24 protein-coding genes are annotated in these 21250 nt (G+C 43.8%); 2 read left to right on the forward strand and 22 right to left on the reverse strand.

Annotated features, from left to right (window positions below; translation table 11 throughout):
• Positions 1–6: 6 nt before the first annotated feature.
• From AACV12_RS15575 to AACV12_RS15680, 22 genes are all read right to left on the reverse strand, one after another.
• A complete protein-coding gene (locus AACV12_RS15575; RefSeq protein ID WP_170900761.1) occupies positions 7–933 on the reverse strand; it encodes a hypothetical protein in 927 nt (308 codons plus the stop codon).
• Positions 933–2090, reverse strand: a complete 1158-nt coding sequence (locus AACV12_RS15580; RefSeq protein ID WP_170900763.1) for a phage tail protein — start codon at positions 2088–2090, stop codon at positions 933–935. Before AACV12_RS15580 ends, AACV12_RS15575 begins: the two co-directional genes overlap by 1 nt.
• A 30-nt stretch (positions 2091–2120) precedes the next feature.
• The gene (locus AACV12_RS15585) at positions 2121–2693 is read right to left on the reverse strand and encodes a phage tail protein (protein ID WP_249371363.1); all 573 of its coding nucleotides are present in this window, start codon (positions 2691–2693) and stop codon (positions 2121–2123) included.
• Positions 2677–3666 (reverse strand): baseplate J/gp47 family protein, encoded by a 990-nt coding sequence (locus tag AACV12_RS15590; protein WP_170900765.1) that lies wholly within the window; start codon positions 3664–3666, stop codon positions 2677–2679. Before AACV12_RS15590 ends, AACV12_RS15585 begins: the two co-directional genes overlap by 17 nt.
• Positions 3663–3998 (reverse strand): phage baseplate protein, encoded by a 336-nt coding sequence (locus tag AACV12_RS15595; protein ID WP_170900768.1) that lies wholly within the window; start codon positions 3996–3998, stop codon positions 3663–3665. The genes AACV12_RS15590 and AACV12_RS15595 overlap by 4 nt, the downstream gene beginning before the upstream one ends.
• Complete coding sequence (locus AACV12_RS15600) at positions 3995–4693, reverse strand: phage baseplate assembly protein V (protein WP_249371365.1); 699 nt, start codon at positions 4691–4693, stop codon at positions 3995–3997. The genes AACV12_RS15595 and AACV12_RS15600 overlap by 4 nt, the downstream gene beginning before the upstream one ends.
• On the reverse strand, positions 4656–5162 hold the full coding sequence (locus tag AACV12_RS15605) for a hypothetical protein (RefSeq protein ID WP_170900770.1): 507 nt from the start codon (positions 5160–5162) through the stop codon (positions 4656–4658). The genes AACV12_RS15600 and AACV12_RS15605 overlap by 38 nt, the downstream gene beginning before the upstream one ends.
• Positions 5128–5652: a phage tail protein gene (locus tag AACV12_RS15610; RefSeq protein WP_170900772.1), complete on the reverse strand. Its 525-nt coding sequence runs from the start codon at positions 5650–5652 to the stop codon at positions 5128–5130. Before AACV12_RS15610 ends, AACV12_RS15605 begins: the two co-directional genes overlap by 35 nt.
• Entirely contained in the window at positions 5630–5965 is a 336-nt protein-coding gene (locus AACV12_RS15615; RefSeq protein ID WP_170900774.1) for a hypothetical protein, read from the reverse strand. Before AACV12_RS15615 ends, AACV12_RS15610 begins: the two co-directional genes overlap by 23 nt.
• A gap of 2 nt (positions 5966–5967) precedes the next feature.
• The gene (locus tag AACV12_RS15620) at positions 5968–6306 is read right to left on the reverse strand and encodes a capsid cement protein (protein ID WP_170900777.1); all 339 of its coding nucleotides are present in this window, start codon (positions 6304–6306) and stop codon (positions 5968–5970) included.
• Positions 6307–6378: 72 nt separating this feature from the next.
• Entirely contained in the window at positions 6379–8553 is a 2175-nt protein-coding gene (locus tag AACV12_RS15625) for a head maturation protease, ClpP-related (protein ID WP_170900778.1), read from the reverse strand.
• Positions 8546–10045: a phage portal protein gene (locus AACV12_RS15630; protein ID WP_170900781.1), complete on the reverse strand. Its 1500-nt coding sequence runs from the start codon at positions 10043–10045 to the stop codon at positions 8546–8548. Before AACV12_RS15630 ends, AACV12_RS15625 begins: the two co-directional genes overlap by 8 nt.
• Entirely contained in the window at positions 10038–10256 is a 219-nt protein-coding gene (locus AACV12_RS15635) for a hypothetical protein (RefSeq protein ID WP_064626791.1), read from the reverse strand. The genes AACV12_RS15630 and AACV12_RS15635 overlap by 8 nt, the downstream gene beginning before the upstream one ends.
• Positions 10253–12340: a terminase gpA endonuclease subunit gene (locus tag AACV12_RS15640; protein ID WP_170900782.1), complete on the reverse strand. Its 2088-nt coding sequence runs from the start codon at positions 12338–12340 to the stop codon at positions 10253–10255. The genes AACV12_RS15635 and AACV12_RS15640 overlap by 4 nt, the downstream gene beginning before the upstream one ends.
• Positions 12321–12791, reverse strand: a complete 471-nt coding sequence (locus AACV12_RS15645; RefSeq protein ID WP_017042799.1) for a DUF1441 family protein — start codon at positions 12789–12791, stop codon at positions 12321–12323. Before AACV12_RS15645 ends, AACV12_RS15640 begins: the two co-directional genes overlap by 20 nt.
• Before the next feature lie 339 nt (positions 12792–13130).
• A complete protein-coding gene (locus AACV12_RS15650) occupies positions 13131–13622 on the reverse strand; it encodes a lysis protein (protein WP_170900784.1) in 492 nt (163 codons plus the stop codon).
• The gene (locus AACV12_RS15655) at positions 13595–14083 is read right to left on the reverse strand and encodes a lysozyme (RefSeq protein ID WP_170900786.1); all 489 of its coding nucleotides are present in this window, start codon (positions 14081–14083) and stop codon (positions 13595–13597) included. Before AACV12_RS15655 ends, AACV12_RS15650 begins: the two co-directional genes overlap by 28 nt.
• A complete protein-coding gene (locus tag AACV12_RS15660; RefSeq protein WP_232473143.1) occupies positions 14067–14255 on the reverse strand; it encodes a hypothetical protein in 189 nt (62 codons plus the stop codon). The genes AACV12_RS15655 and AACV12_RS15660 overlap by 17 nt, the downstream gene beginning before the upstream one ends.
• A 730-nt stretch (positions 14256–14985) precedes the next feature.
• A complete protein-coding gene (locus AACV12_RS15665; protein ID WP_170900788.1) occupies positions 14986–15918 on the reverse strand; it encodes a hypothetical protein in 933 nt (310 codons plus the stop codon).
• Complete coding sequence (locus AACV12_RS15670; RefSeq protein WP_170900790.1) at positions 15915–17291, reverse strand: AAA family ATPase; 1377 nt, start codon at positions 17289–17291, stop codon at positions 15915–15917. Before AACV12_RS15670 ends, AACV12_RS15665 begins: the two co-directional genes overlap by 4 nt.
• A gap of 879 nt (positions 17292–18170) precedes the next feature.
• Positions 18171–18605, reverse strand: coding sequence for a hypothetical protein (locus tag AACV12_RS15675; RefSeq protein WP_017050076.1), 435 nt, complete (start codon positions 18603–18605; stop codon positions 18171–18173).
• Entirely contained in the window at positions 18592–19566 is a 975-nt protein-coding gene (locus AACV12_RS15680; protein WP_170900792.1) for a hypothetical protein, read from the reverse strand. The genes AACV12_RS15675 and AACV12_RS15680 overlap by 14 nt, the downstream gene beginning before the upstream one ends.
• 224 nt (positions 19567–19790) lie before the next feature.
• Between AACV12_RS15680 and AACV12_RS15685 the strand changes: the two genes are divergently transcribed.
• Positions 19791–20006, forward strand: coding sequence for a hypothetical protein (locus tag AACV12_RS15685; protein ID WP_170900794.1), 216 nt, complete (start codon positions 19791–19793; stop codon positions 20004–20006).
• 162 nt (positions 20007–20168) lie between these two features.
• Positions 20169–21218, forward strand: a complete 1050-nt coding sequence (locus AACV12_RS15690; RefSeq protein WP_170900796.1) for a DNA-methyltransferase — start codon at positions 20169–20171, stop codon at positions 21216–21218.
• Positions 21219–21250: the final 32 nt, after the last annotated feature.

Below are 21250 nucleotides of genomic sequence, written 5' to 3' on the forward strand. Positions count from 1 at the left end.
GTTTATTTAATCAATAAGTACGGATAAAACTGGGCGTTGAATAAAAGGAAAACCGTCTTTCTGCGGATAATCAGCTAATAACTTTCGCTCTTGCAGCAAGACAAAAAACTCCTTGTCAGTGAGTGTGGATGTTCTTAATTCTTCGGGATAATTTCGATCTTTTTCATATTGATCGACGCGGTTAATGACTTTTATCAATGCACTGTCACGCCAAGCCCTCTCCTCTAGAGATTTAAAGGGACGATGACGTTCTAAATCATATACCCAACCGACATTATTAACCCAAGAATCATAGGCTCCGGGCGTGAGTAATGTATGCGACTCTGGCAACTCGCCAAGCTCTTCAATCATGTAGTCTTCATCATTATCACGATCTTTTGCATAAGCCATTTTTTCACGATAATCAATAAGCTGTTGCCAGTGTCCATCAATCAGTTTTACAGCATAGCCATCTTGAGTTTTAGGTGGTTCTTTCCATGTATGGTTTTCTGGAAGGTCAAAATTGTAATCTGAAACAAGAAACTCTTGACCAAATTCATCGTAGAACGACTCACCTAATTGTATTTTGAATATCGTCCAACCCGTCTCTTTTCGATAAAGAGCAGTGTGAGTTTCGGGATCATACTCTGGCGGCTGGTCGATGATTGCCCAATCGGGGTAATCACCATCGGGCTCACCAATGAAGAATTTCTGACCATGAATGTCGTAATATATATTCCAAGTCATATTCACAATTTCAGGTGACCAAGAATCTGTTTCAGCATGGTAGCGAGAAATCAGGCCGGGTTTTGATGGTGTATATATATTCTGAGTAAAATCAGATCCAAGAGCCGTGCCTTTTGCGACATGCTCAACTGTGTTTTCAATCCACCACCCATCGCGAGATAAACGAGAAACATTGACACTTTGTGATGTGGAAAAAAATGTTGTCATTATGCCATCCTTACAATCCAGTTTACCTTGCGATGGTTAATAGTGTTCTTTAGTGCGCCAAACAGAGCAATAACCACAGCGTGAGCGTGTGAGCCAATTTCAAAAGAGTGGTAGTGGTTGCCTGCATTACCAGTATTGATATCTCCACCTGCACCATTTGCATCGGTTTGATAACGGTGTGAGCCTCCACCAAATTTCGCTATGCCTGAGGGATGGTAGTGAACCCCGCTATAACCGGTGTTTTTAGAACCCAAGTTTGTCGATGAAGCGGTAGAGTTTGGGTGCCCATGTTTCTTTACTTGCCCCTCCTCAAATACACCAACCGTTTCGCTGTCTTCTTTACCGATTACACCACATCCCCTCATATCCGGAATAATCCCATTCGGCCATATCTTTGCTAGTTCAGGATTAGCAACCATGTCATAAGCTTGGTTTTTCATGATAGCAAACCCATTAGGCGCTATATCAGTGAACCACGGGATTGCAGCGCCCACTGGAAATATTTTTGCCGCTAATCCAAGCCATAACTTATCAATAAGTCCAGATGGCGATAAAGCACGCCAAAGCTGTGGAAGCTTAATGTGCTTACTTGCTTTGGATTGGTTATCGATGTCTTCATCATTAGCGGCATTACCCTTAAGTTCATATTGTTGATGAGGATCTTCTGCATCGGTATGCGCTTTAATACGTGCTTCCAAATCCTCCCAATCAACATACACTTTTGATAGATCAATTTTGCACTCAACATTGCTCGCATTGGTGGTGTACATTTCCACGGCATAGCGAACCGAATCGGTAGCGCCTTGCTCGATGGTTGGCTTGTAATCCCCTTTTCCTCGAGCGTAACCGTAAAGTGTGCCGTCTTCTAAGCGGATCGCCACTTCATGAATATGAAAGCCGCCTACATCGGCAGGTAAATCGCCTTTAAATACCAAGAGTGTTGGGCTTTCAGGGTCAAACAGCATACCGCATGGAACGGCGTGCTCTTCTTTAATCATGGTGGTTTGCAAGCGAGGGTCACTTCCATCAGCAAGTAGCCCACTACCAAACACCATTTCTTTCACGGGTAGCTTTCGACCTAATTGGATCGAGTTATTTTCTGCTGCAATACCTGCATTCGTTAAATAGCAGCGCAAGTCTGTATCTTGATTAGCCATGTTTAATTCTCACCGACTTAACAGAATGAATCATAATCGCTCGGGTTTTTGGTAGAGCGTAAAAGGAATGGGGCCGGCAGCTTTCACTCGCACGATACGCGCACTGTGAAGCACCAAAGCACGATACTTATTGGCGCTGTGTAACCGTGAAATCGTGGTTGTAACGCTGTCTCGTTCGGATTTATAAGCCGTAATTCGCGCATTAATACGTTGCGACATCTCAGCTGTAAGCGGTTGATCAAGCAATCGGCCCTCAACATCAATGGAATACGCAGCATCACCACGGGTAACAGCAGAAGCAAAGCCCAACGCATCAAGCGCTGTTTTAAGCCCTGCTCTGGTTCCGGCCTTGCTGTGTATAGGGAATGCTTTATCCGTCGTTTTACGTTGCTGCACTATCGTGTCGGTAGGTTGCCAATCTGCAACGCCACGCTCACCTGCGAGCAGCACAACGAACTCATCAGCGGTTAACTGTGGGTTCTTTAAATTTGGGTAAGGGTTCGGGGCTAACGCTAAAATACGCGCCCATGCGTATTCTAATGACTCTTCGATGAGCGTTCGGTTGTCAGGTTGAACGCTAACAAACTCATTCGGATCTGACATCAATAATCACCTCGCTACAATATGGCGCCTCACCCCATTGGCACACCACATCAGCAGCAGGCTCTAACACCTTCACTCGCTTCACACCCAGCTCGTAGAACTCGTGGCCGATCTCTTCAACATCAATCACTTCTTCTAAGCGATGCTTGCGCTCAGCAAAGGCCATTCCTGTTTGCTGCGCCTGTGCTTTGGTGACGTGGTTATTTGGATTTGCGCCGGTATAGAGCACAACGCTGATCGTATAGGGAATGGGTGTCGCGGCTTTTGTGGTGATCTCATCACTTTCTTGAGCAATATCATCACGGTTTAAATACTTGCTCGCGCGTTCAAGTAGCGCAGCACTCGGAACACCATTGGGCGTTTCGCGACTCAAAATAGCAACAGCCACTTTACCCGAATTTGGCTCGGTCATTCTGGCCTGTGCATCTTTCACAAGAGCGGGTTGAGCCGCTTTCGGAAATTCATAGCGCACAACCAGCGCATCCGCTTCCGACTCAATCTTAATCACTGGCCGCTCGTCCAAAGTTAACGCATGAAAGCGGTAACCTAACCGAGTTCCAGTGGTATGGAACTGGTACGGCGCTAAATCAAAGCGACGTAAGAGATCATCATTAGACTCAAGAACAGCGGGTTTAGGTGGAAACACTGAGGTATCTTCTGGCTGTAAGACTTGCCGTTTCAAGTTGTACTGCAGCGCCATTAAATCCACCATGTCGCTTTCTGTCACGAACTTACGAAACATCTGCAGCGCCCAGTAGTTTTTCTCACGGGTATCAGCAATGTATTTCAGCACCAAAGCTTGCAGCACTTGTGCGAGTAATTCACTGTCATTAGTCAACGCCTCTTGCAAATAAGCAGCTTTCTCTACATCGCTTGCTGCGCAGTGCTCTACAGCAAACGCAACATACTCAGCGAGCAACGTTTCAAAATCGGGCTCTTGAAACGCTTTCGGGCGGTTATCTTGAGTTGTCATACATCCACACTCGTTCTTATTGCTTCACCATTCCACTTGCCGACCACGCTCACCACAAAGCCGCGCGCAGTTGGCGTGGCTTGACACTGTTCGATCGTCAAACCAGTCAATTGATTATTTGGATTAGTTAACGCTTCAATGGAAAGGTTTTGCACAATTAACGCTTCAGACGGGCTTTGATTTTTCCCTAAACGCTCAATGGCTCGGTTACCCAGCGCACGGCGCTTAACCCGAGAACCAACTTGAGTGGTTAGCACTCGCTTAATTCGGCAACTCAATGCAGCAAGCCCAGTGACAGTTAAACCCGATTCTTGATCAATACCCACTATCATTTTTTAGCCTCAGTTGTCGGCCTGTTTTCATCGTCATAGTGGAAGTGCAGTTTCACGCTATAGCCATCAACCACGACATCACCACCAGTGATCGCCATCGAACCAGCGAAGGTAGCCGCGCCACCACTTGCACCACCAGAAACTGCAAACGAGCCTTGGTGGTTAAACAGGCCCGTATTAATCAACTTGCCTGTGAATATGCTATCGCCCGTGCGGTTCGTATTACCTGTGTGTTCTTGGTTACCAATGTGCGTTAAGTCTGCATTCAAAAACATGCCGCCGGGATAGTTACAAGTGATCGAACCTTTATCGAGGTTATACAGCTCGGTCATGCCGCTACCGTAATCCGTCATCACTTCGTTTTCTTGCAAAGTCGGAAAGGGAAACTGGTTAGAACGCAATCCCATCAGCGCGGCGGCGTTGTTTAAGTTGTCACCATGGCCAAGGTTAATCAGAATGCACTGCTCTCCAACGGTTGGGCGGCGATAATGTTTGACTCGCCCCGCCGCAGGCACAAAAAAAGGCACACCCTCAGCTAAGTTTGTGCCTGTTTGAATATCCACCGTTCGTTCATGGGCCGCTTTAACTGTGCCCAGCCGGATAATATTGGCTAATCGCCTATCGGTATCCGTAAGCTCTTCTCTCAGTTTCCGAACTTCATTCTGAAGCGCCGCTACTCTCTTGATTAAATCCATCCAATTCAGCCCCGCCAATTTCACCACACACTTCGTTAACTGGACCCATGCGTATCCGTTGCTTCATGGTCACGGTTCTGGCAAACACACCAAGCTCCGGTTGGAAACGGCTTGGGTTATTTGAAACTGGGATCGCTTCTTCGCAATCATCACTTTCACCAAAGAACTCATTAAGCAGCTCACGATCAATGCGTGTCGATGCATCAAGCGCTTCAAGGTCAAAGTCAGCCACTGACGTGGGAACCTCAATCAAGAACCTCAGCTCAATATCGTGAATGTGGCGACCATCGTTTGAATAACTGCGTACTGGCTCTGCCTCACCTACTAAATAGCTAATCTTCGTACTCGTTAATTCATCAGGGCTGCGCGTGTAAGTTGATTTGATTTCAATGTTTAATGCTTGCTCTAAATGAGCAATAACTTTTTCAACCCACTCACGCGGCGAGCGAAAGAACGTTTCTGAACTCACGGTGGAAGAACTCCTCAAACTTACGATTAATATCAGGCAAATAGTTATTGATGATCTCTTCCGTATCCGCAGAGATATCGACGGTGACCAGCTCAATGCTGCTTCGTTGTTTTCCAGTACGTCGAAACACAAGCAGCTCATCGCTCTGCATACGTGAAATAAACGCACCGTCATAAAACTCACTGCCAACACGAACGCCAAGCTTGTTTTGAATCGGCTTGCCGGTTCGGTGTACGCCAATCTCATTCACACCGATCCACAGCTTTGAAATGCGCCCATTTTTGTAATTACGAAAACGAGAACGCAGCGCCTTGTTGTCGATTTTCAGCTCATAGCCTAGCTCAGCCATTGTCACAGCTCTTAGCCAACGGTTGGTGAGTGTGGCCGCGCGTTGAACCGCTTTCGGGATCTCTTTTTCAAACGCTTCGTATTTGCGGATAAACTCCGTATCCAACAAAAGTCGATTGCTATTGGTATTCAGACCAGCCATCACCGCGCGCCCCGCTGCCTTTTTGCACCATCACATACTCGCGTGTGATCTGGCTATCCGTGCCGGTTGATTTAACAGGCATCTCATAAACCAACATATACGGCTTATCTCTATAAACCGTACTGCATTGCTCTGGTAACGCTTCATCAGTAAGTAAGCGATGCACAGTGTGCTCACCGCGCTTTGCACTTTGTATGTACCCAATAATCTCTCGCTGATCGCCTTCTGCTGTCGTCACTAAAATAGAATGCCCAAAGCAATCCGCGATAGATGCCCGGAGTAGCCCCCGAGCAGATTCAAATAAGCTACTCATACTTAAGCAGCTGGGACGATTTCAGTGATCACACCGCCAGTCAGCAGCACACCACCATCCACAAATACACCAACAGGTTGCGAAACCGCACCTTCTGCCGTGGGTTTCGTTTTAGTAAACTCGCCCGCTTCAAAGTAAGCTGCATCACAATCAAAGCTTGGTGTGTCACCCACTTTAATCGGGCCATCAAAGTGCCCATCAATGTGGCACGTCACCACTTCACCCGCTTTAATGGTTTGCATTGGCACAACCAACAAACTGCCCACCAAACAAGGGATGTCTTTTTTAAAGCCACCCGTTGGAGCGATCACTGCAATTTTTTTACCGTCGCTATAGCGCATCGTTTTCACCATTTTTTATCTAGATAAACAAAAGGGCGAGATACACTCACCCTTGGTTTGATTGCTTTTTATTTACTCAAAGGTTGCTTTCGCAATACCACGGCGATCAACGACTTTCGATGAAATATCGTAAGTAATGCGGAATTTCGCACCGTCGCTTGTCCAGCCGTCACCCGTTTCCAACCAAGGGTCTTGCTGGCCATCAAGGAAGCCCATGACTACCGAATCAAAGTCTTTCGATGTCAGAGCAATCGCACCATTCACGTCAGTTAAGCGCGCAGTTTCAATCACTTTATTGAACTTCTTATAAGCGGGGTTAAAGCTGTCTGGCTTGCTGGCGGTATTCAATACCGCTTCAAGCATGGATGCATGATCAGGGTGAGCAATCAAGAACTCACCGCGCAAATCTAGCGCATCGCCGCCGCCGTCTTTCTCACCGCCAAATGGTACGCTGGTCGCAGTAGCAAATACCTTATGCAGTGCCATAATAAGCGCCGCGTAATCATTGGCGGGAATGTTAGCGACAAGGTTTCCCCACTTTTCGGCGCTTGGCGCAGCTTGGAATACAGATTTACCGTCGCCCATTTTCCCGCTCAAAATGGAGTTAAACATCAACTTATCTGATAGACGGTAACCCGCTTGCATGAACTTGCGTGGCACCTTAGCAATCAAGCCAATTTCATCATTGATGATCGCTTGGCGGGTAAATTGAATCGCTCGGCCAAAGGTCGCCAATTGAATACGCTCACCGCTACCTTTTAGCAATGCGGATTTATATTCACCGTCTTCACCAATGGCCATCAAGTCCGGCGCATCATTCACCATGACCAACTCGGTTTCACGAAAATCGCTGAGGTTTTCCACGTTCGCCAGTTCACGCCACAATGGCGTACGCACCTTGGTTTCATCGCGCATTACGGTACGAATACTCTCGGTAATGATGTCACCAAAATCACCACTGTTAAACGCGCGGTTAACCAGTTCGTTTTTGGTCAAACCCGTACCCGCATTGACGCCTAAACTAGCACGCGCCATGTTCAGTAATGATTCATGGCCAAACGAGTTTTGCTTGTCTAACTCAGCCACACCAGCACGGGCATTCAGTGCGTTTTGAAGTTCTTCTTTTACGTGATCGCCATTGCCAATGTGTAGATGAGTTGCGGTTAAGTTTGCTTTGGTACCCGAACTGCTATGATCACCCAACGCATTCAGTAACTGTTCACTGGCGGTTTCAATCGTAATGTTCGGGTTGTTGAGAACCTGATTAGTCAATTCATCACTCAGGTTTAAGGTTTTGCAAAGGTTACGAAGATTCTCTTTTTCGTTACCCATATTAAGTAGAATTTGGCTGGACGCCTGCTCTACAGAACATTCTGTATCTTCTAACAATTTGTTGGCCAGCTCATCACCTACGTTATGCTTTACACATAAAGCACGAATATCTTGCTGGCGTTTGTTTTCTGCTTTGACTGCGTTTTGCAGTTCTTCAGGTGTTAGTGGTTTCGGCATATCGCTTACCTGTTCGTCTAAATGGTTTTGTAAATGATTAGGGTCGGCGTCTGCCGCCTGTTTGGTCGGTTCTCGTTTGCTACCTTTAGCGGGTTGCAAATTGAAACCATTGATTAATGAATCAGGTACGTTTTTGTAATTCGAAATGTCCTGAATATCGTCTTCGGTAAAGCAGTTAGTTAAATCAACCGGGTCAATCACCTCATCAACCAAGCCCCACTCAAGGGCTTTTTCAGCGGTGAACCATGTTTCTTTCTTCATTGCTTCAAGGAAGTCTTCCAACGTCTTTTTGCTGCCAGAACGCTCCACGTATTCTTGGGAAATTAACTCACGCGAATTTTTCCACTGTTGTAGTGCAGCTTCTAAATCATCATCCTCACCCCACGCACCAATTTGCGGGTTGTGGATCATCATCGATGTGTTTGACGGCATTTGGCGAACATCACACGCGCTCAACACATAAGTACCAATGGAAGCCACAAGCCCATCAACCACGCCTGTCGTTTTACCTTTATGAGCTTTCAGTGCGTTATGCACTGCAATACCTTCGTACACACCACCGCCACGAGTATGGATACGCACGTTAATGTCTTTGGTTCCAATCGCCTGCAAAGCAGCAACAAGATCAATGGCAGCAATGTCATAACTGCCAATAATGCCGTGAATGTAAAGTTGTGCTGGTTTGTCGTCGGCTTCGTTCGTTAACGTATACCAGCGTTTATCGGTTGGTTTAGGCATCGAGAACTCCCTCGCCTTTTTCGTTGGTTTTGATTTGATCAACAGGCGCAATGTTATGAGCAGGATCAGCGGTGCTAATTATGCCCATCTCATTAAGCTGCTTGCGTTCGGCTTGAATTTCTTTGCGGGTTGCCAGTGGGTTAATGTTTCGTTCACGCTGGGCTTGGCTAAGAGAGAACAAACCAAGGCGCGAACCTTTTTCGATTCCGTCCATCTCTTTTTTCGGGTCAATCCACGGCATAACGGGGGCTTGATAAATCGCGTTGTAAACGCTGGAAGCATCAACGCTTGTCGGGATTTTCAACTCACCCTTGAGGATCGCCATTGAAAGCGCATAACGGTACTGCGGGCGTGTCCAATTCAGTACGAACTTACGTTGCAGCACTCGATAGCGGGCGTAGGAATCAACCAGTTCTTGGCGGTTCGATGAATACGCACCATCATAGTTTCGAGTGACCGAAGAGTTGTTTACTCCAACCGCACTACTGACTAACTTTTGCTGACCACTTCGAAACGGTGCGCTCATCGATTCTTTGCGGTTAGATTCCACAATCCCTGCATCTTCACCGGGTGCTAACTCAAACGAGTTACCCATACCAAGGAAGATGTCGCCACCTCGCGAAAAGGCATCGCCATTATCAGCACCAAGCGTAGGGTCACGCTTAATGTAGTAAGCAAAGCGTGAGGCGATCTCAGCGCTCACCATTTCAGAGTTATCGTAACTTTCTAAACGAGAGATGAGATCAAGTACCGAGTGCAGTATCGATATGCCACGGTTTTGATGTAAGCGCCGCGTAAACTTCAAGTGACAAATAAACATGGCATCGACTTCGGCAAACTCAAAACCATTTGAATCCTTTTGGATCAAATAGCTGATTGCTTGTCCGAGCTTGTTACGCTTAATCCCTTCAATCAAACCACCTTCCAATTCAGTAATATGGCGCGGCACGAATTGCGGCTCAAATGGCTGAATAGCAAAGGGCGTAGTAGACGGATAACTAATTTCTGGGTGATGGCCCATGTACATTCGGCCAAACACTTCCCCGTCGCGCAACCAAGTTCGACACGCTAGCCATTCAGTTTCACTGCGAGACGTTTCGTTATCAATATTTTGCGCAAGCGAATGCAGCTCCCACCACTTTGAAATGGCTTGAGCAAATTCAATGTGAACCTCACCTTTATGATCAAGCGGTTGCGGCTCAACCATAATACCGTTGGGCCCAACAACGTTCGCGCACAGCTCATCAAGAATGGCCGTCACAAATGGGTTATTTTCGTCGCCATCTCGCGCCCTTTCATAAATCGCTTTCGCGCCTTTGTTTAGTTCGTTAGATGATCCTTTAGAGCTATTTCGTGGTTGCTTGGTTTTTGGGTCTCTTGGTAGGGCTGCTGTGTATTTGTTCAGTAGCGTTCGGTCATACAGTCGCTTTAAACCCTTTTCGGGGTTAAATACCGCCACCATCTTATCGAATAGGTTTAACGGATTACTCAAGGTAATTCCTCCTAATCATACTGCGCCTGCCACCTAGTGCTTCTTGAGCGATCAACCGAGTCAAACGCTCTATCTCAGCGCGTACCGTTGCCAAACTAGCAAGCGTCAGTTTTTCGCCTTCTGCGGTTGTCACTTCTTGCTGCATCAGAATTTTTTGCTCTGCCGCAACGTACCATGCAAGGCGCTCACGGTTAGTAGGTAATGCTGTCATCCGTAAATACCTCTTGAATGGTTGTATCGGCGCTGCTTGCGTTCAAATTCTGGCTTCACGTTGGCATCCACCACGTTCGGGTTAATTTGCCAAGGTGCAGCCCATGCGGGTGGGCTGTTCCAATCAATGTCGTCGCCACCTAAATAATGCATACCCGCTTCCGCGTAAGCGCATAAATCTAAGCTTTCGTTTCGGGTGTTTGGCGGGCAAACCCAATTGCCTTTTTCATCAATGTATTCCGCTGTCAGTTCCTCAAACCAATTCCGTTCAGCCCAACCGGGCAAATGAAAATAGCGTGAACCAAATTCAAGGCGCGAATAACTGGCCGTAACACGGTTTTTAAGGCGATTGGTATGCAGTAAAAGCAGCTTAATTTCACCATGTGCGATTTTACTGCGCTTGTCTGGGTGGCTTTCTTTTACCAAGTGGTCGATTTCTCGGCTTGCTCCCTTAACCAAGCGGAACAAATGTGCCAAACCTTGTGATTTAAGCCGGTTATAAAACTGGTAAGCAAAGTCAGTCACCGACGTTTGTTTGCCGTCCTTTTCACCTGCTGAGCCGCCAGAATCACACAGCGTTAAAACAGGCTTCATGACACGGCCAGAACCATCGGCAAGCGAGTAGGTTTTCTTCATCACTTCATCAACCAGCAAATCCCAGTCTTCTGGGTAAACCGCAGGATTAATGCGATCACCATTGCGGTGTTTGGTGGTAAGTATTTCAAAGCGATCAATCACCCAACGCTGTAGGCCAAGGCCATAAACGTGCGCTTGTACAATAAAGCGCGGGTTAGATTTACCGCCTTGAACATCTATCGACATCACAATAAAACGGCCATCATGAGGAACAACGCTGCGCGGATGATCTAATGCACGCTGCATCAGTTCGTGCGCTCCCACTTCTAAAGCGCGAGATTGCAAAATATAAGGACGACCAACATCGACGTTATAAAACGATTTTAATGAATCTTCATCACCACTTTCGTCATACAGCTTTTGCGCCGTTAAGTAGTTATAAACTAAGTTTTCCCAACTTTGATAAGAGGCCACAACGCCTTCAAACCAAAATGACGCCCATTTAGATTGACGTATTGCTGACTCATCAAAAACTTGTTCACCGTACTGATCGATCTCTCCTTCACGAAACCAACGCCCGTGTAAATTCAATTCATGTTTTTGTTGCTCGCTAATATCACAACAACAACGAGGACAGCGGCATACCGTGCTCTTGGCTTGCTCTTGATGATCGACCAGCGATTCATTCCACTTCAGCGTTTCAAAGAGAGGTTGAAACCACGCCTTACAATCAGGACAAACCCAATAAAACCGACGCCGATCACCTTGGTTATATAACTGAGCTATCCCGCCGCAAGGCTGAGCCTCATGCGCTCCAAGCTGTTCTTCTGGAACAGGGTGCCGAACTACTCGACCGGGTGAGCTTTCTGCCATGGCCATACCAGAGCTTTTGGCATTTTGAATACGCTTTAGTAACAAACGAAATTTGCTACCCTCTTCCCCAACACCATCGTCAGCACGGTCATAATCAGAGATACCCGCATAACGAAACGTTTCTGCAGATAAGCTCGATTCGGTAGCCGAATCTAAGTTCAGGTTCATGCCATTTAAAAAATGTTTAAACGTCAGCGTATCATCTGACTTTCGTCCAGTTCTTAACTTCTTGATTTCCGTAGTGGCCGAAAAGCAACGAGATAAATCTTTTTTAGAAATGCTTTCCGCTTTCTTTTTAGTCGAGTAGATCAGCAACATATCGCCGGGAGATTGAGTAACCGCATAGTTCACCCAGCCCTCTACCAACGCCTTGGTTTTTCCGCTTCGTGCTGGCCCCATTAACTGCAAGGCTTCATAAATTCGGCGTGCCAAACAGTTCATTGGCTCGCGCATGTACGGTACTTGGCTCGACAAAAACTTAACAGCATCGGTTCCATCTGAAATCCACAAACCGTCGTCTGCCGCTTCGACTGGGGTTTTAGATGTAGGCCGACACAGATAAGCTAAATCTCGACGAATTTGCGCAGCATCGGCGAACTCAAGATTTAAGCGAGGATCAAAGGTTTTCAAGCTCATCAGAAACGGCCCTTAAATCATAATTAAGCAAGCGCTCAAGGTCTTCCAACTGATACGAACTCACGCTAGGAATAGCGGTTTCAATCCGCGTGATAACCTTATCTTTAAAGCCCTTTATTGAAGCGATCAACGCACCAATTTCATGTTCGTATTCTGCTCTAGCAATGCTTTCCTGAGCTTCTTGCATGAGCTTTAATTTTTCAGTTTGGGCTTGAATATAAGCACGCAACTCTGCAGCCGTTTTAAAGCCCATTAAATCCGGCGCATCACTTTGTTTGATAGGGGCTTGGCAGAGGTAAGGCACAACCTGAACCACATCATAAAGTGGGGTCGAACCTTTGTGCGCAGTTGGTTCTATCCCTGCGTTTTTCAGCTTTTTACGAATGGTTGAACGGTGATACCCAAATACTTCTAACTCTGACAAGTTCCATAAGCGTTTTTCATTGTTCATTTCTTCCTCAAAGTTATAAAAATTTTCCCGACTCTCCGAGTGGTCACGCCCTTGTCGCCTATGGTTGACGTTGCCAGTAATGTAAGGAGTCTCACCTTTGACTTGCTTCTTTTTGATTCTTAACTCGCGCTCACACGTAAGGAGTAAGCGGTAAACCGCTTCGTGGTCATAGCTAACGAATTAAGACAGCGAGAAGCCAACGCGGGGGATAAGGTCACCGCCGTAAGCACTGTGGATAATGGCCTAAGCCTTAGGTGCTCGACGACACCAAAAAAGAATGCACGCTTTTGCTCTTGGCGGTGGTAGGTTTGCTTGCTTTAAGGCAGCAAGCGGGCCTCTTTAATCAGAATGACTGGCTAGCGAGCATTGAGTGCGAATGTAGCCTTGTAAATAATGGATCTGCCTGATGGCTTTTGAGTTCATTTCTCGGAGATCGAGAATATCTTCTGTAACTGCTCGTTCAACTTCGGCGGCTCCTGCATCGCCCACGCTTCTGGCGCTATCGACTTTGGGCACTGGCTCAGGACAACTGGCTTTGATGAACACCCGCTTAGCGCCGTTGCGAACGTCAGCACGAAGAGAGTCAATTTCTTTCTTTGCATTAGCGGCTTCCTTCGCATGTTTAATGCTGAGTTCATTGAAGGATTTGATTTTGGCGACTTGTCTATTGTTTAACTCAACCAGTGAATCACGCTCTTCCGTTGCCTTATCAAGCTTCGTTTGCACTACCTTGCGGTTTGCTTTCTCTACTGAATACAAACTAAAAAGTGCGATGATTACGATGGTGATTACGCCAGCGACGATCATTTTCCAGTAAGCTGAAGTTGGCATACCTCGTCCTCAATCTGTCTGCGAGTGATCAATCCTTTCCACTTCTGACCGCCCGCGTACACCCATCGCTTCAGTTCACTGCAAGCGCCTGTTATATCACCAGCGTTCAGCTTTTTAAGCAGCGTTGAGCGAGAGAACGCGCCCACACCAACGTTGTAAGTGAAAGAGTAAAGTGCCGCCTTGGTGGGCTTTGGAAGTACTGGTTTTATCATCGGAAGGATTTGGCGCTCGATCTTCTTTAAGTCTCTCTGTAAGAAGTATTCACACTCTTCTTTTGTGTAAACCTTCCCCTCGATAACATCTGGCCCTGTAGTGCCATAGCAGACCGTAAGAACACCAATAACATCTCGATACGGAACATATTCTATTCCTTCAAGCGGTTTTATCATTGACGTGGCAATGGCGATTGCACCAGCTCCAGCAGCAATGAGAGAGCGAGTTATATTATTTACCTTGCTCATTGCCAAACTCCGCTTGAAAACGTTTCTTTTGCCAGTAGTTGTTTATCCACGCGGTCAGCAACATACCGCCAAACGCAATGATCACCATCCACGCATCAGCAGATACCCCACCCAAAAAGGCAATAGAAACGTTCCACCAGTTCGACATTGCGCTGGAGATTTTTTCATTCATACGCATATCCACCCCCTGCTGGAGTGTCCTTTTGCTTACTTGGTTTAAAATGAAAAGCCCCACAGAACTGTTGAGCTAGATGAGAAATGACAGGCACAAAAAAAGCGCCATAAGGGCGCAGTACAGAATAATAAATGTTAGAAACACAAAAGCCCCACCGAATAGGTGAGGCTCTGCAATGTGGTAATCCTGCGGCATTTAGTGGTGAATGTCAACGCTCAGCCGCTAGATGTAGTAAATAAAATCTTGTGTTTACCCTGAATTACAATTCATGAGCGAAGCGTGAAACTTGTTTTTGGAAAAAATGTCTCATTAACTTTGCTAATTTAATAAACCTATCTAGGGTGCGCATCATATTAATTCAGTTGCATATCAAATAGTTATAGTACCTCTTGTTTCTGAGAGATACTACAATCGAGTATCACTACAATGGCCAACACTTTGTTTTGAAAGTGTGAGTTTAGTGGTCAAAGGATGGGATAAAGAAAATGAGATATCGAGGAAGTGCAAGCGACTAAAACGGATGGCGAAAGGCAGTAAACTCAGTTCATGTGTGACTTAAGAGTAATTCAAAATGCACTACAACAAAATGGAGTTGTCAACAATGCTAAAATGCTGTCTATAATTTGCAAGGATTATCAATAGACTCAAAAAGATAAGCAAAGCCCCGAAAGGGGCTTAATAATTAATGGAAAAATAATACTATAGCATATGATTTATTCGAATATTCCTAAGAGGCTATTGAATGAATTAGTTCTTTTGGGTAGTTTTCATATCCCTGTTTTACATGTCTAACCCATGATTCTCCCAGAGCTGAAGACAATTGGGATTCTTTTATCTTTGAGAAAGAAAGTGATTCTTTTTTTGCAAGCACCTCATCATCACTTAATATTACCGTATATAAACAATAAGAGAAGATTCTTTGTAATAAAAGCATAACCGTATGGCCACGACAAATATTAGCACAAACACGAATATCAGTTTTATTTGTAATCTCATTATACTCATTTGTCAAATTTACGAATTTTTTCAATATCTCTGGAGTGTTATTGTTTATGGCAATGTTTAATGATAACACATCCCCATCAATACTGAATTTATCCCACATAACAACACCGTTAGGGTATGAAAACTGACCTAAATCTTTTGCTGATAAAGTTATAGAGGCTACTAATCTAAAAGATGAAGGTAAGATTTTTTTGAATAGTTCAATTGCTTTACTTTTATACTCAGAACCACATAAATATCTATAAGCATCAGATAGAATAATAAAATCTAAGAAATAATTTTCAATACTATGACCAATAGTCCAGTTAAGATTATGAGTGAAATCTGTGATTTTCAAATCATCCGTTATTATGTTTTCCACTGAGAACTTGTAGAATTCTCTATCACAAAGATAATATAAATTAAGACATTCTGATTTTTCTTTACAGACATTAAAAATTTTATCAATCTTAGCTCTATTATTTTTTGATGTTATTTTACAATTTCCTTTTATTTGTTCTGCTGTATCAATTTTAATATTTGGCACTTCAATAATATTTAACAAATTTTGCAAATGAGATTTATCATCTTTACCTTCAACAAGAATTCTTTTTTTAGAACTCATTTTTATTTTGGTTATGTATTTTTGTATGTCATAAGTTAAAGACGTTTTCATAAGTAATCTTCATCGCAATCAAAAGTTATCGTATCAAAATCATCTGCAAGATCATTAAATTTCGGGCAGACCTCTATCATGTATTCATCGAAATCTTCTGCGATTGAAGGAGAATGTGTACACACGATAATCTGACGACCTCCGAGTTGATCCATCATTTTATTAAGAAGATCCTCTTGCCAATCTATATGTAATGAGAGCTCGGGTTCATCAATTAGCACTGCTGAATTCCCACTCATTTTATTAACAGCATAGAGCATTGTTAATAATTGCCTTTCTCCAGATGACATAACTTGTATCCGGCTCCATGAACCATCAGGAAACTCTAAACCAACTCGGGGTATTCTTTTTTCTTTATCGAGTTCATAGCTAAGAACTTTTCTATCTAGGAATGAATTTACGACCCTAAAATACTTATCAATCTCTTCAAATGCCCTTGCTCTATAATTTTGTCGTTCTTTTAATGCATCACGATAAACGGCAAGTGCTCCTGAAGTCGATGATTCTACATCACCAGATTTTGAGCTACTCATCACTAGAGCTTGAAGTTGTTTATAAGTTTGAGAGTTATCTTCAATATCACCAAGTTTACTGTTGGTTTGTGAAGTAGTTAGGTCGGATATTTCTGACAAAATACGTTCAGAATCAATGAAAGTTTCACTTTTTCCTGATAATAAAGCTGAAAAAACTTTCACAAAGGAGTCACTAAATATTGAACTTTCATATCTTGCAATTCTGATTTGCGCTTCTTTAATTTCGGATCTTAAGTTATTCTCGATTTCCAATGGTGATGGGAAGTTTATTTCAGGAAGAAATGGACCAAACAAGTTTCTGGAAAATTTTGTTGCACTTCTCATGGTATTTCGTTTGTCAACAGATCCATTTTTATTTTCACTTTGCGATGACCAAGCTTCGAGCATAGTTCTGAATGCAGGAAAATAAGATGTTCCAATTTTCCTAATATTATTTTCTTCAATAAATGAATTAATGTTATCTATTAAATGGGACTTGAAGAAATTTCTGTTATACATATGTTCATCTCTTTCATAAAGATGAATAGTTTCAATCACTTCTCTTTTCGAGAATGTATATGTTTCTTGATTATCTGCAACTATTGAAATTTCTCTATCTTTTGTACTAATTATTTTAAGTACTGATTTATCTGAATAAGTAACCGTTATAGACAAGAAATCAAGAAAGGCAAACCTTATAAAATCACAATTTGCCACATTAGCTAATATGTGGATAAGTGTAGATTTACCAGTGCCATTTTGTCCATGAAGAATAGTGAGATTTTTGTTAAAACTTATATTCAAGTCATACCGCTGATGAATGCCATGCAGTGAGATACTTTCAAAGTAGATATTTTCCACGTTTTACTCCTCGTATTTTTAATTAGTATATCACCCTAAACACTTAGTTTTATAGATATTGATTGCTTATGAAGCTCGTTTTGTGATGTATACGCATAGGAAAGATCAATCAGCCAAATGCAACAACGCACACAATCGATAGTCGATTAACTTAATTAAGCATATCAGATGAAAAATTGAGAGATAGTACTCGACAAAACAAGATTCATGCACTGCAAGATAAGCAATGTTTGTTAGTTGTCGATGGACTCTAACAAGCCAGTAGAGTTGGGAAGAAAGCTCCCCGTAGTACATCGCGGGATTCACAGCGAACAGCATTATAAGTATGGATAACTTTTGGTAGGGCAAACGCACGTTAACAATATATGAATGAGTATTTACTCTGAATTGTTTTGGGGCAAAACTGAGCTAGACATAATCTGAGCTCGTTGTTGGACAATGACAACTTAGAGTACTTACACAGCACTCACTGACTCTTTTCATCTACGAATTGCTGGCAAAGTTCCGACGAAATAGCATATGTCCGGCTTGAGTAACGGCTTGATAGTGTCCTTAGTTCAGAGCATTCCACATAGTTTTCGAGATTAGAATGAATTTTGCTATACGTGATAACGGTAAACAACGGTGAAATTACTAAGACAGAAATGATAATCACTTTGTTAATCTCACCGATTGGAAATGATAGGTTAAACTCATCTTTGACTGAGTAAACAATGAGATACATGCTAGCGATAACACCGCTAAATCCAGCCCATACATTTAAAACCCCAGAGACCTCAACACTTGAAGGGAGCAAACCAAAGGCTTGGTTTAAGTTCCCTGAAGTTATCCACCAACATAGCCACGTAACCAACAAGCACAGCACAATTCTTATATAGTTCATTGAGAATTGCTTTTTATGTACATCAAATGGATGCCTGTAGGGGTTATCTCGGTTAAGTCGCGGCTATAAACGTAACCGTACCTGTCCAATAAATCTAGAGAGTGATAAGTCCAGCCTGCTGCAAAGGCAACGCCTGCTAATGCAAAATAAATACACACTTTATTTGCCAACTGCATTGCTTTAGGCGAATACACTTCATTTATTTTTTTTCCTAAAAACAAAGCCTTAGGTGACATAAAAAGCATACTCAACAGTACACCTAAAACACCAACAGGGACCCATAATGTAATAACAGACAATCGAACGGTAGGTGCTTGATTCAAAATAGCGAAGTAATCTTCTAGCAAAAAGTCACAAATCCATAACCAACCCATTATGACAATGGTAAGTAGAGCAACACCCACAACTCGAATTTTATTACTCAAGAGCACTTTCTAACCCTCCTACAACTTTATCTGCAATCTTGTACTCTGACCAAACAGCTTCAATGGCAATATACGCAAACACGACCAGAATTGCTCCTGACATAATCGAAACACCATAAAAAGCAGCCGCAAACAGCGCGGCCTCACCAGCCCCAAATTGTACCAAAGCCTTAAACATGTCAGAGCCCACATGACCGAACCAATCCACTAGGTGATAATCATCTTTGAATACTAAGTCACTGGTCGCAATACTGGCAGATACAACAAACGTTAATACGCCAGCACCTTTAAAATTCGCAGCCCTTGATTTAGGACTAAACCCAGCTTGCACCGATTTGAACGAGTTGAGTGGGTATTTCTTACCATTCATATTGATACGAGTACCGTTAACAAAAGCGTGCTTGAGTGCTTTCCCGTTCTTATCTGTTCCAGAGAACGCGACAAAGGTTTTACCTTTACTCTCCACCAAATCGGCTTTAATACCCATATCTCCAAACTGTTTAGCAATAGAGCGAGCATTAAACATTGGATCGGTATGGTTAAACCATGATTTAGCCGTATTGATACTGGCGGCTAAGGCTGCCACGTCACGACCCGATTCAAGCCAAAGGTTATGCAGTACCTTATGCGCATCCTCTAAATCCGTGATCAACACATGCTGATGATTCTTCGCCATTTCCTCTTCTAATGAACACTGCAAGCCAATTGACTCAGCCAGCCTTTCTGATACCTGAGCTTTCGTTATGCCATAGTAATCAGCAATGCTCACACCCGATGGGTAAGAGACAGACTGCGATTGCGCGGCTTGTGACGCTAGCACCTGTTCACTGACATAAGACTGGCTCTGTGGTGCTTGAGAGGTCGCTGGTAAAGCCGCAACCTTAACCTGTTCACTGCGGCCGTTTAATGATGACTTTCGCCATATTCCACGAGCTTGACCATAAGCCTTTAGATCTTCTTTTTTCATTTACATTCCAAAGCGTAAACATTGACAGTGACAATATTTACTAAAAAATTAGAGGTTGAGCCTCACCAATAGTGAAAGCCGGTATTCTACCAACTTGCTAAAGATATGAAACCGATAACATTTCCCTCAACATCACACTTCCATGGATAAGTAGAAAACAAGACTGGATGGTTATAGCCCTCAGAGCTAGTGTCGTGGCATAGTTATTTTCATGGTAATTCAGCATGTTAAACATTGCACCAGAAGCAAAAACACTCGTACAGACTATCGTGACCTATTCGCGCTATGGCGTGGTTGAACCTCATATTATCGCTCGGCTACATCCAGAACACAGTGAACACCACATTGCGTTTGTATTAGAACAGCTCGCGCTGCAACCCCTCCCCGATTTACAGCAACTCACTAAAACAACTAGAAATACTGTATATAAACACAGTTGATTTATGATAGACTCTTGAGGTGTTTTGATGCCTTGAGTACCTGAGACCCAACAATGTTGGAGAGGAAGCAGCAAAACGCCGCCAGCTATATGTTTAAACCGCTATAGCTGGCGGCTACCTATCGCTATTTGTATTCAAGGCTCTTGTTAACAGGAGATAAGAATGCACAAACACACCCTGCACGATGGTCGTGCTACATTAGTCAACGCAGATTGCTTACCGTACCTTAAAACCTTGGCGGATAACTCCGTCGATCTGATTCTAACCGATCCCCCTTATTTCCAAGTTAAACGCAATGCTTGGGATAACCAATGGCCTGACGTTCAATCTTTTCTCGCTTGGCTTGATGAAGTCATTCTTGAATTCTGGCGTGTGTTAAAACCCTCGGGTAGCCTTTACCTGTTCTGTGGCTCCAAACTGGCAAGTGATACAGAAATACTGATCCGCAATCGCTTTGAGGTTTTTAACCATATCATTTGGGCTAAGCCCTCGGGCCCATGGCGGCGCATGCACAAACCAGATTTACGCATGTTCTTTCCCGCGACTGAACGCATTATTTTTGCCGGGCATTATAACGCTGAGGGATATGCAAAAGGCTGTTCTGGCTACACCACTCAATGCTCTCAATTAAAAAAACAGGTCTTCAAACCTCTGATTGATTACTTTATGGATGCGCGTAAACAGCTTGGCGTAACCGCGAAAGAAATCAACGAGGCGACAGGCACACAAATGTGCTCCCACTGGTTTAGTGAAAGCCAATGGGCCTTACCAAATGAAGATCAATATCTGAAATTACAGAGGCTTTTTGATAAAAAACGAGGGGAACTGGTTAAATCGCATCATGAATTAGTCGGTGAATACAATGATCTGAATTCACAGTACCAAACGCTTGTTCGTGAATTTGACGGCTTAAAAGCGGAATATGAGCATTTGCGCCGCCCCTTTAGTGTCACCAATGACGTTCCTTATACAGACGTTTGGCAATTTGCACCGGTGCAATATTATCCGGGTAAACACCCATGCGAAAAACCCCAAGCATTACTTGAACATGTTCTGTTATCGAGTAGCCGTGAGAACGATGTGGTGCTTGATGCCTTTATGGGGAGCGGCTCAACAGGTAAGGCTTGTTTAGCATTAAATCGGCGTTTTATCGGCATTGAAATGGAAGAAGAAACCTTCGACCTCACGTTGAATGCGATGAGAGAGAATTAAGCTAACCTATCAGAAAAAAGGAAAGGCGCGAA

This window comes from Vibrio sp. 2-2(8), from assembly GCF_963888495.1.
GTDB classification, from domain to species: domain Bacteria; phylum Pseudomonadota; class Gammaproteobacteria; order Enterobacterales; family Vibrionaceae; genus Vibrio; species Vibrio anguillarum.

Coding starts and splice junctions, on each gene's coding strand:
- AACV12_RS15575 (WP_170900761.1), bottom strand. CDS start 933: ATGACAACATTTTTTTCCACATCACAAAGTGTCAATGTTTCTCGTTTA.
- AACV12_RS15580 (WP_170900763.1), bottom strand. CDS start 2,090: ATGGCTAATCAAGATACAGACTTGCGCTGCTATTTAACGAATGCAGGT.
- AACV12_RS15585 (WP_249371363.1), bottom strand. CDS start 2,693: ATGTCAGATCCGAATGAGTTTGTTAGCGTTCAACCTGACAACCGAACG.
- AACV12_RS15590 (WP_170900765.1), bottom strand. CDS start 3,666: ATGACAACTCAAGATAACCGCCCGAAAGCGTTTCAAGAGCCCGATTTT.
- AACV12_RS15595 (WP_170900768.1), bottom strand. CDS start 3,998: ATGATAGTGGGTATTGATCAAGAATCGGGTTTAACTGTCACTGGGCTT.
- AACV12_RS15600 (WP_249371365.1), bottom strand. CDS start 4,693: ATGGATTTAATCAAGAGAGTAGCGGCGCTTCAGAATGAAGTTCGGAAA.
- AACV12_RS15610 (WP_170900772.1), bottom strand. CDS start 5,652: ATGGCTGGTCTGAATACCAATAGCAATCGACTTTTGTTGGATACGGAG.
- AACV12_RS15615 (WP_170900774.1), bottom strand. CDS start 5,965: ATGAGTAGCTTATTTGAATCTGCTCGGGGGCTACTCCGGGCATCTATC.
- AACV12_RS15620 (WP_170900777.1), bottom strand. CDS start 6,306: ATGCGCTATAGCGACGGTAAAAAAATTGCAGTGATCGCTCCAACGGGT.
- AACV12_RS15625 (WP_170900778.1), bottom strand. CDS start 8,553: ATGCCTAAACCAACCGATAAACGCTGGTATACGTTAACGAACGAAGCC.
- AACV12_RS15635 (WP_064626791.1), bottom strand. CDS start 10,256: ATGACAGCATTACCTACTAACCGTGAGCGCCTTGCATGGTACGTTGCG.
- AACV12_RS15640 (WP_170900782.1), bottom strand. CDS start 12,340: ATGAGCTTGAAAACCTTTGATCCTCGCTTAAATCTTGAGTTCGCCGAT.
- AACV12_RS15645 (WP_017042799.1), bottom strand. CDS start 12,791: ATGAACAATGAAAAACGCTTATGGAACTTGTCAGAGTTAGAAGTATTT.
- AACV12_RS15650 (WP_170900784.1), bottom strand. CDS start 13,622: ATGCCAACTTCAGCTTACTGGAAAATGATCGTCGCTGGCGTAATCACC.
- AACV12_RS15655 (WP_170900786.1), bottom strand. CDS start 14,083: ATGAGCAAGGTAAATAATATAACTCGCTCTCTCATTGCTGCTGGAGCT.
- AACV12_RS15660 (WP_232473143.1), bottom strand. CDS start 14,255: ATGAATGAAAAAATCTCCAGCGCAATGTCGAACTGGTGGAACGTTTCT.
- AACV12_RS15665 (WP_170900788.1), bottom strand. CDS start 15,918: ATGAAAACGTCTTTAACTTATGACATACAAAAATACATAACCAAAATA.
- AACV12_RS15680 (WP_170900792.1), bottom strand. CDS start 19,566: ATGAAAAAAGAAGATCTAAAGGCTTATGGTCAAGCTCGTGGAATATGG.
- AACV12_RS15685 (WP_170900794.1), top strand. CDS start 19,791: ATGTTAAACATTGCACCAGAAGCAAAAACACTCGTACAGACTATCGTG.
- AACV12_RS15690 (WP_170900796.1), top strand. CDS start 20,169: ATGCACAAACACACCCTGCACGATGGTCGTGCTACATTAGTCAACGCA.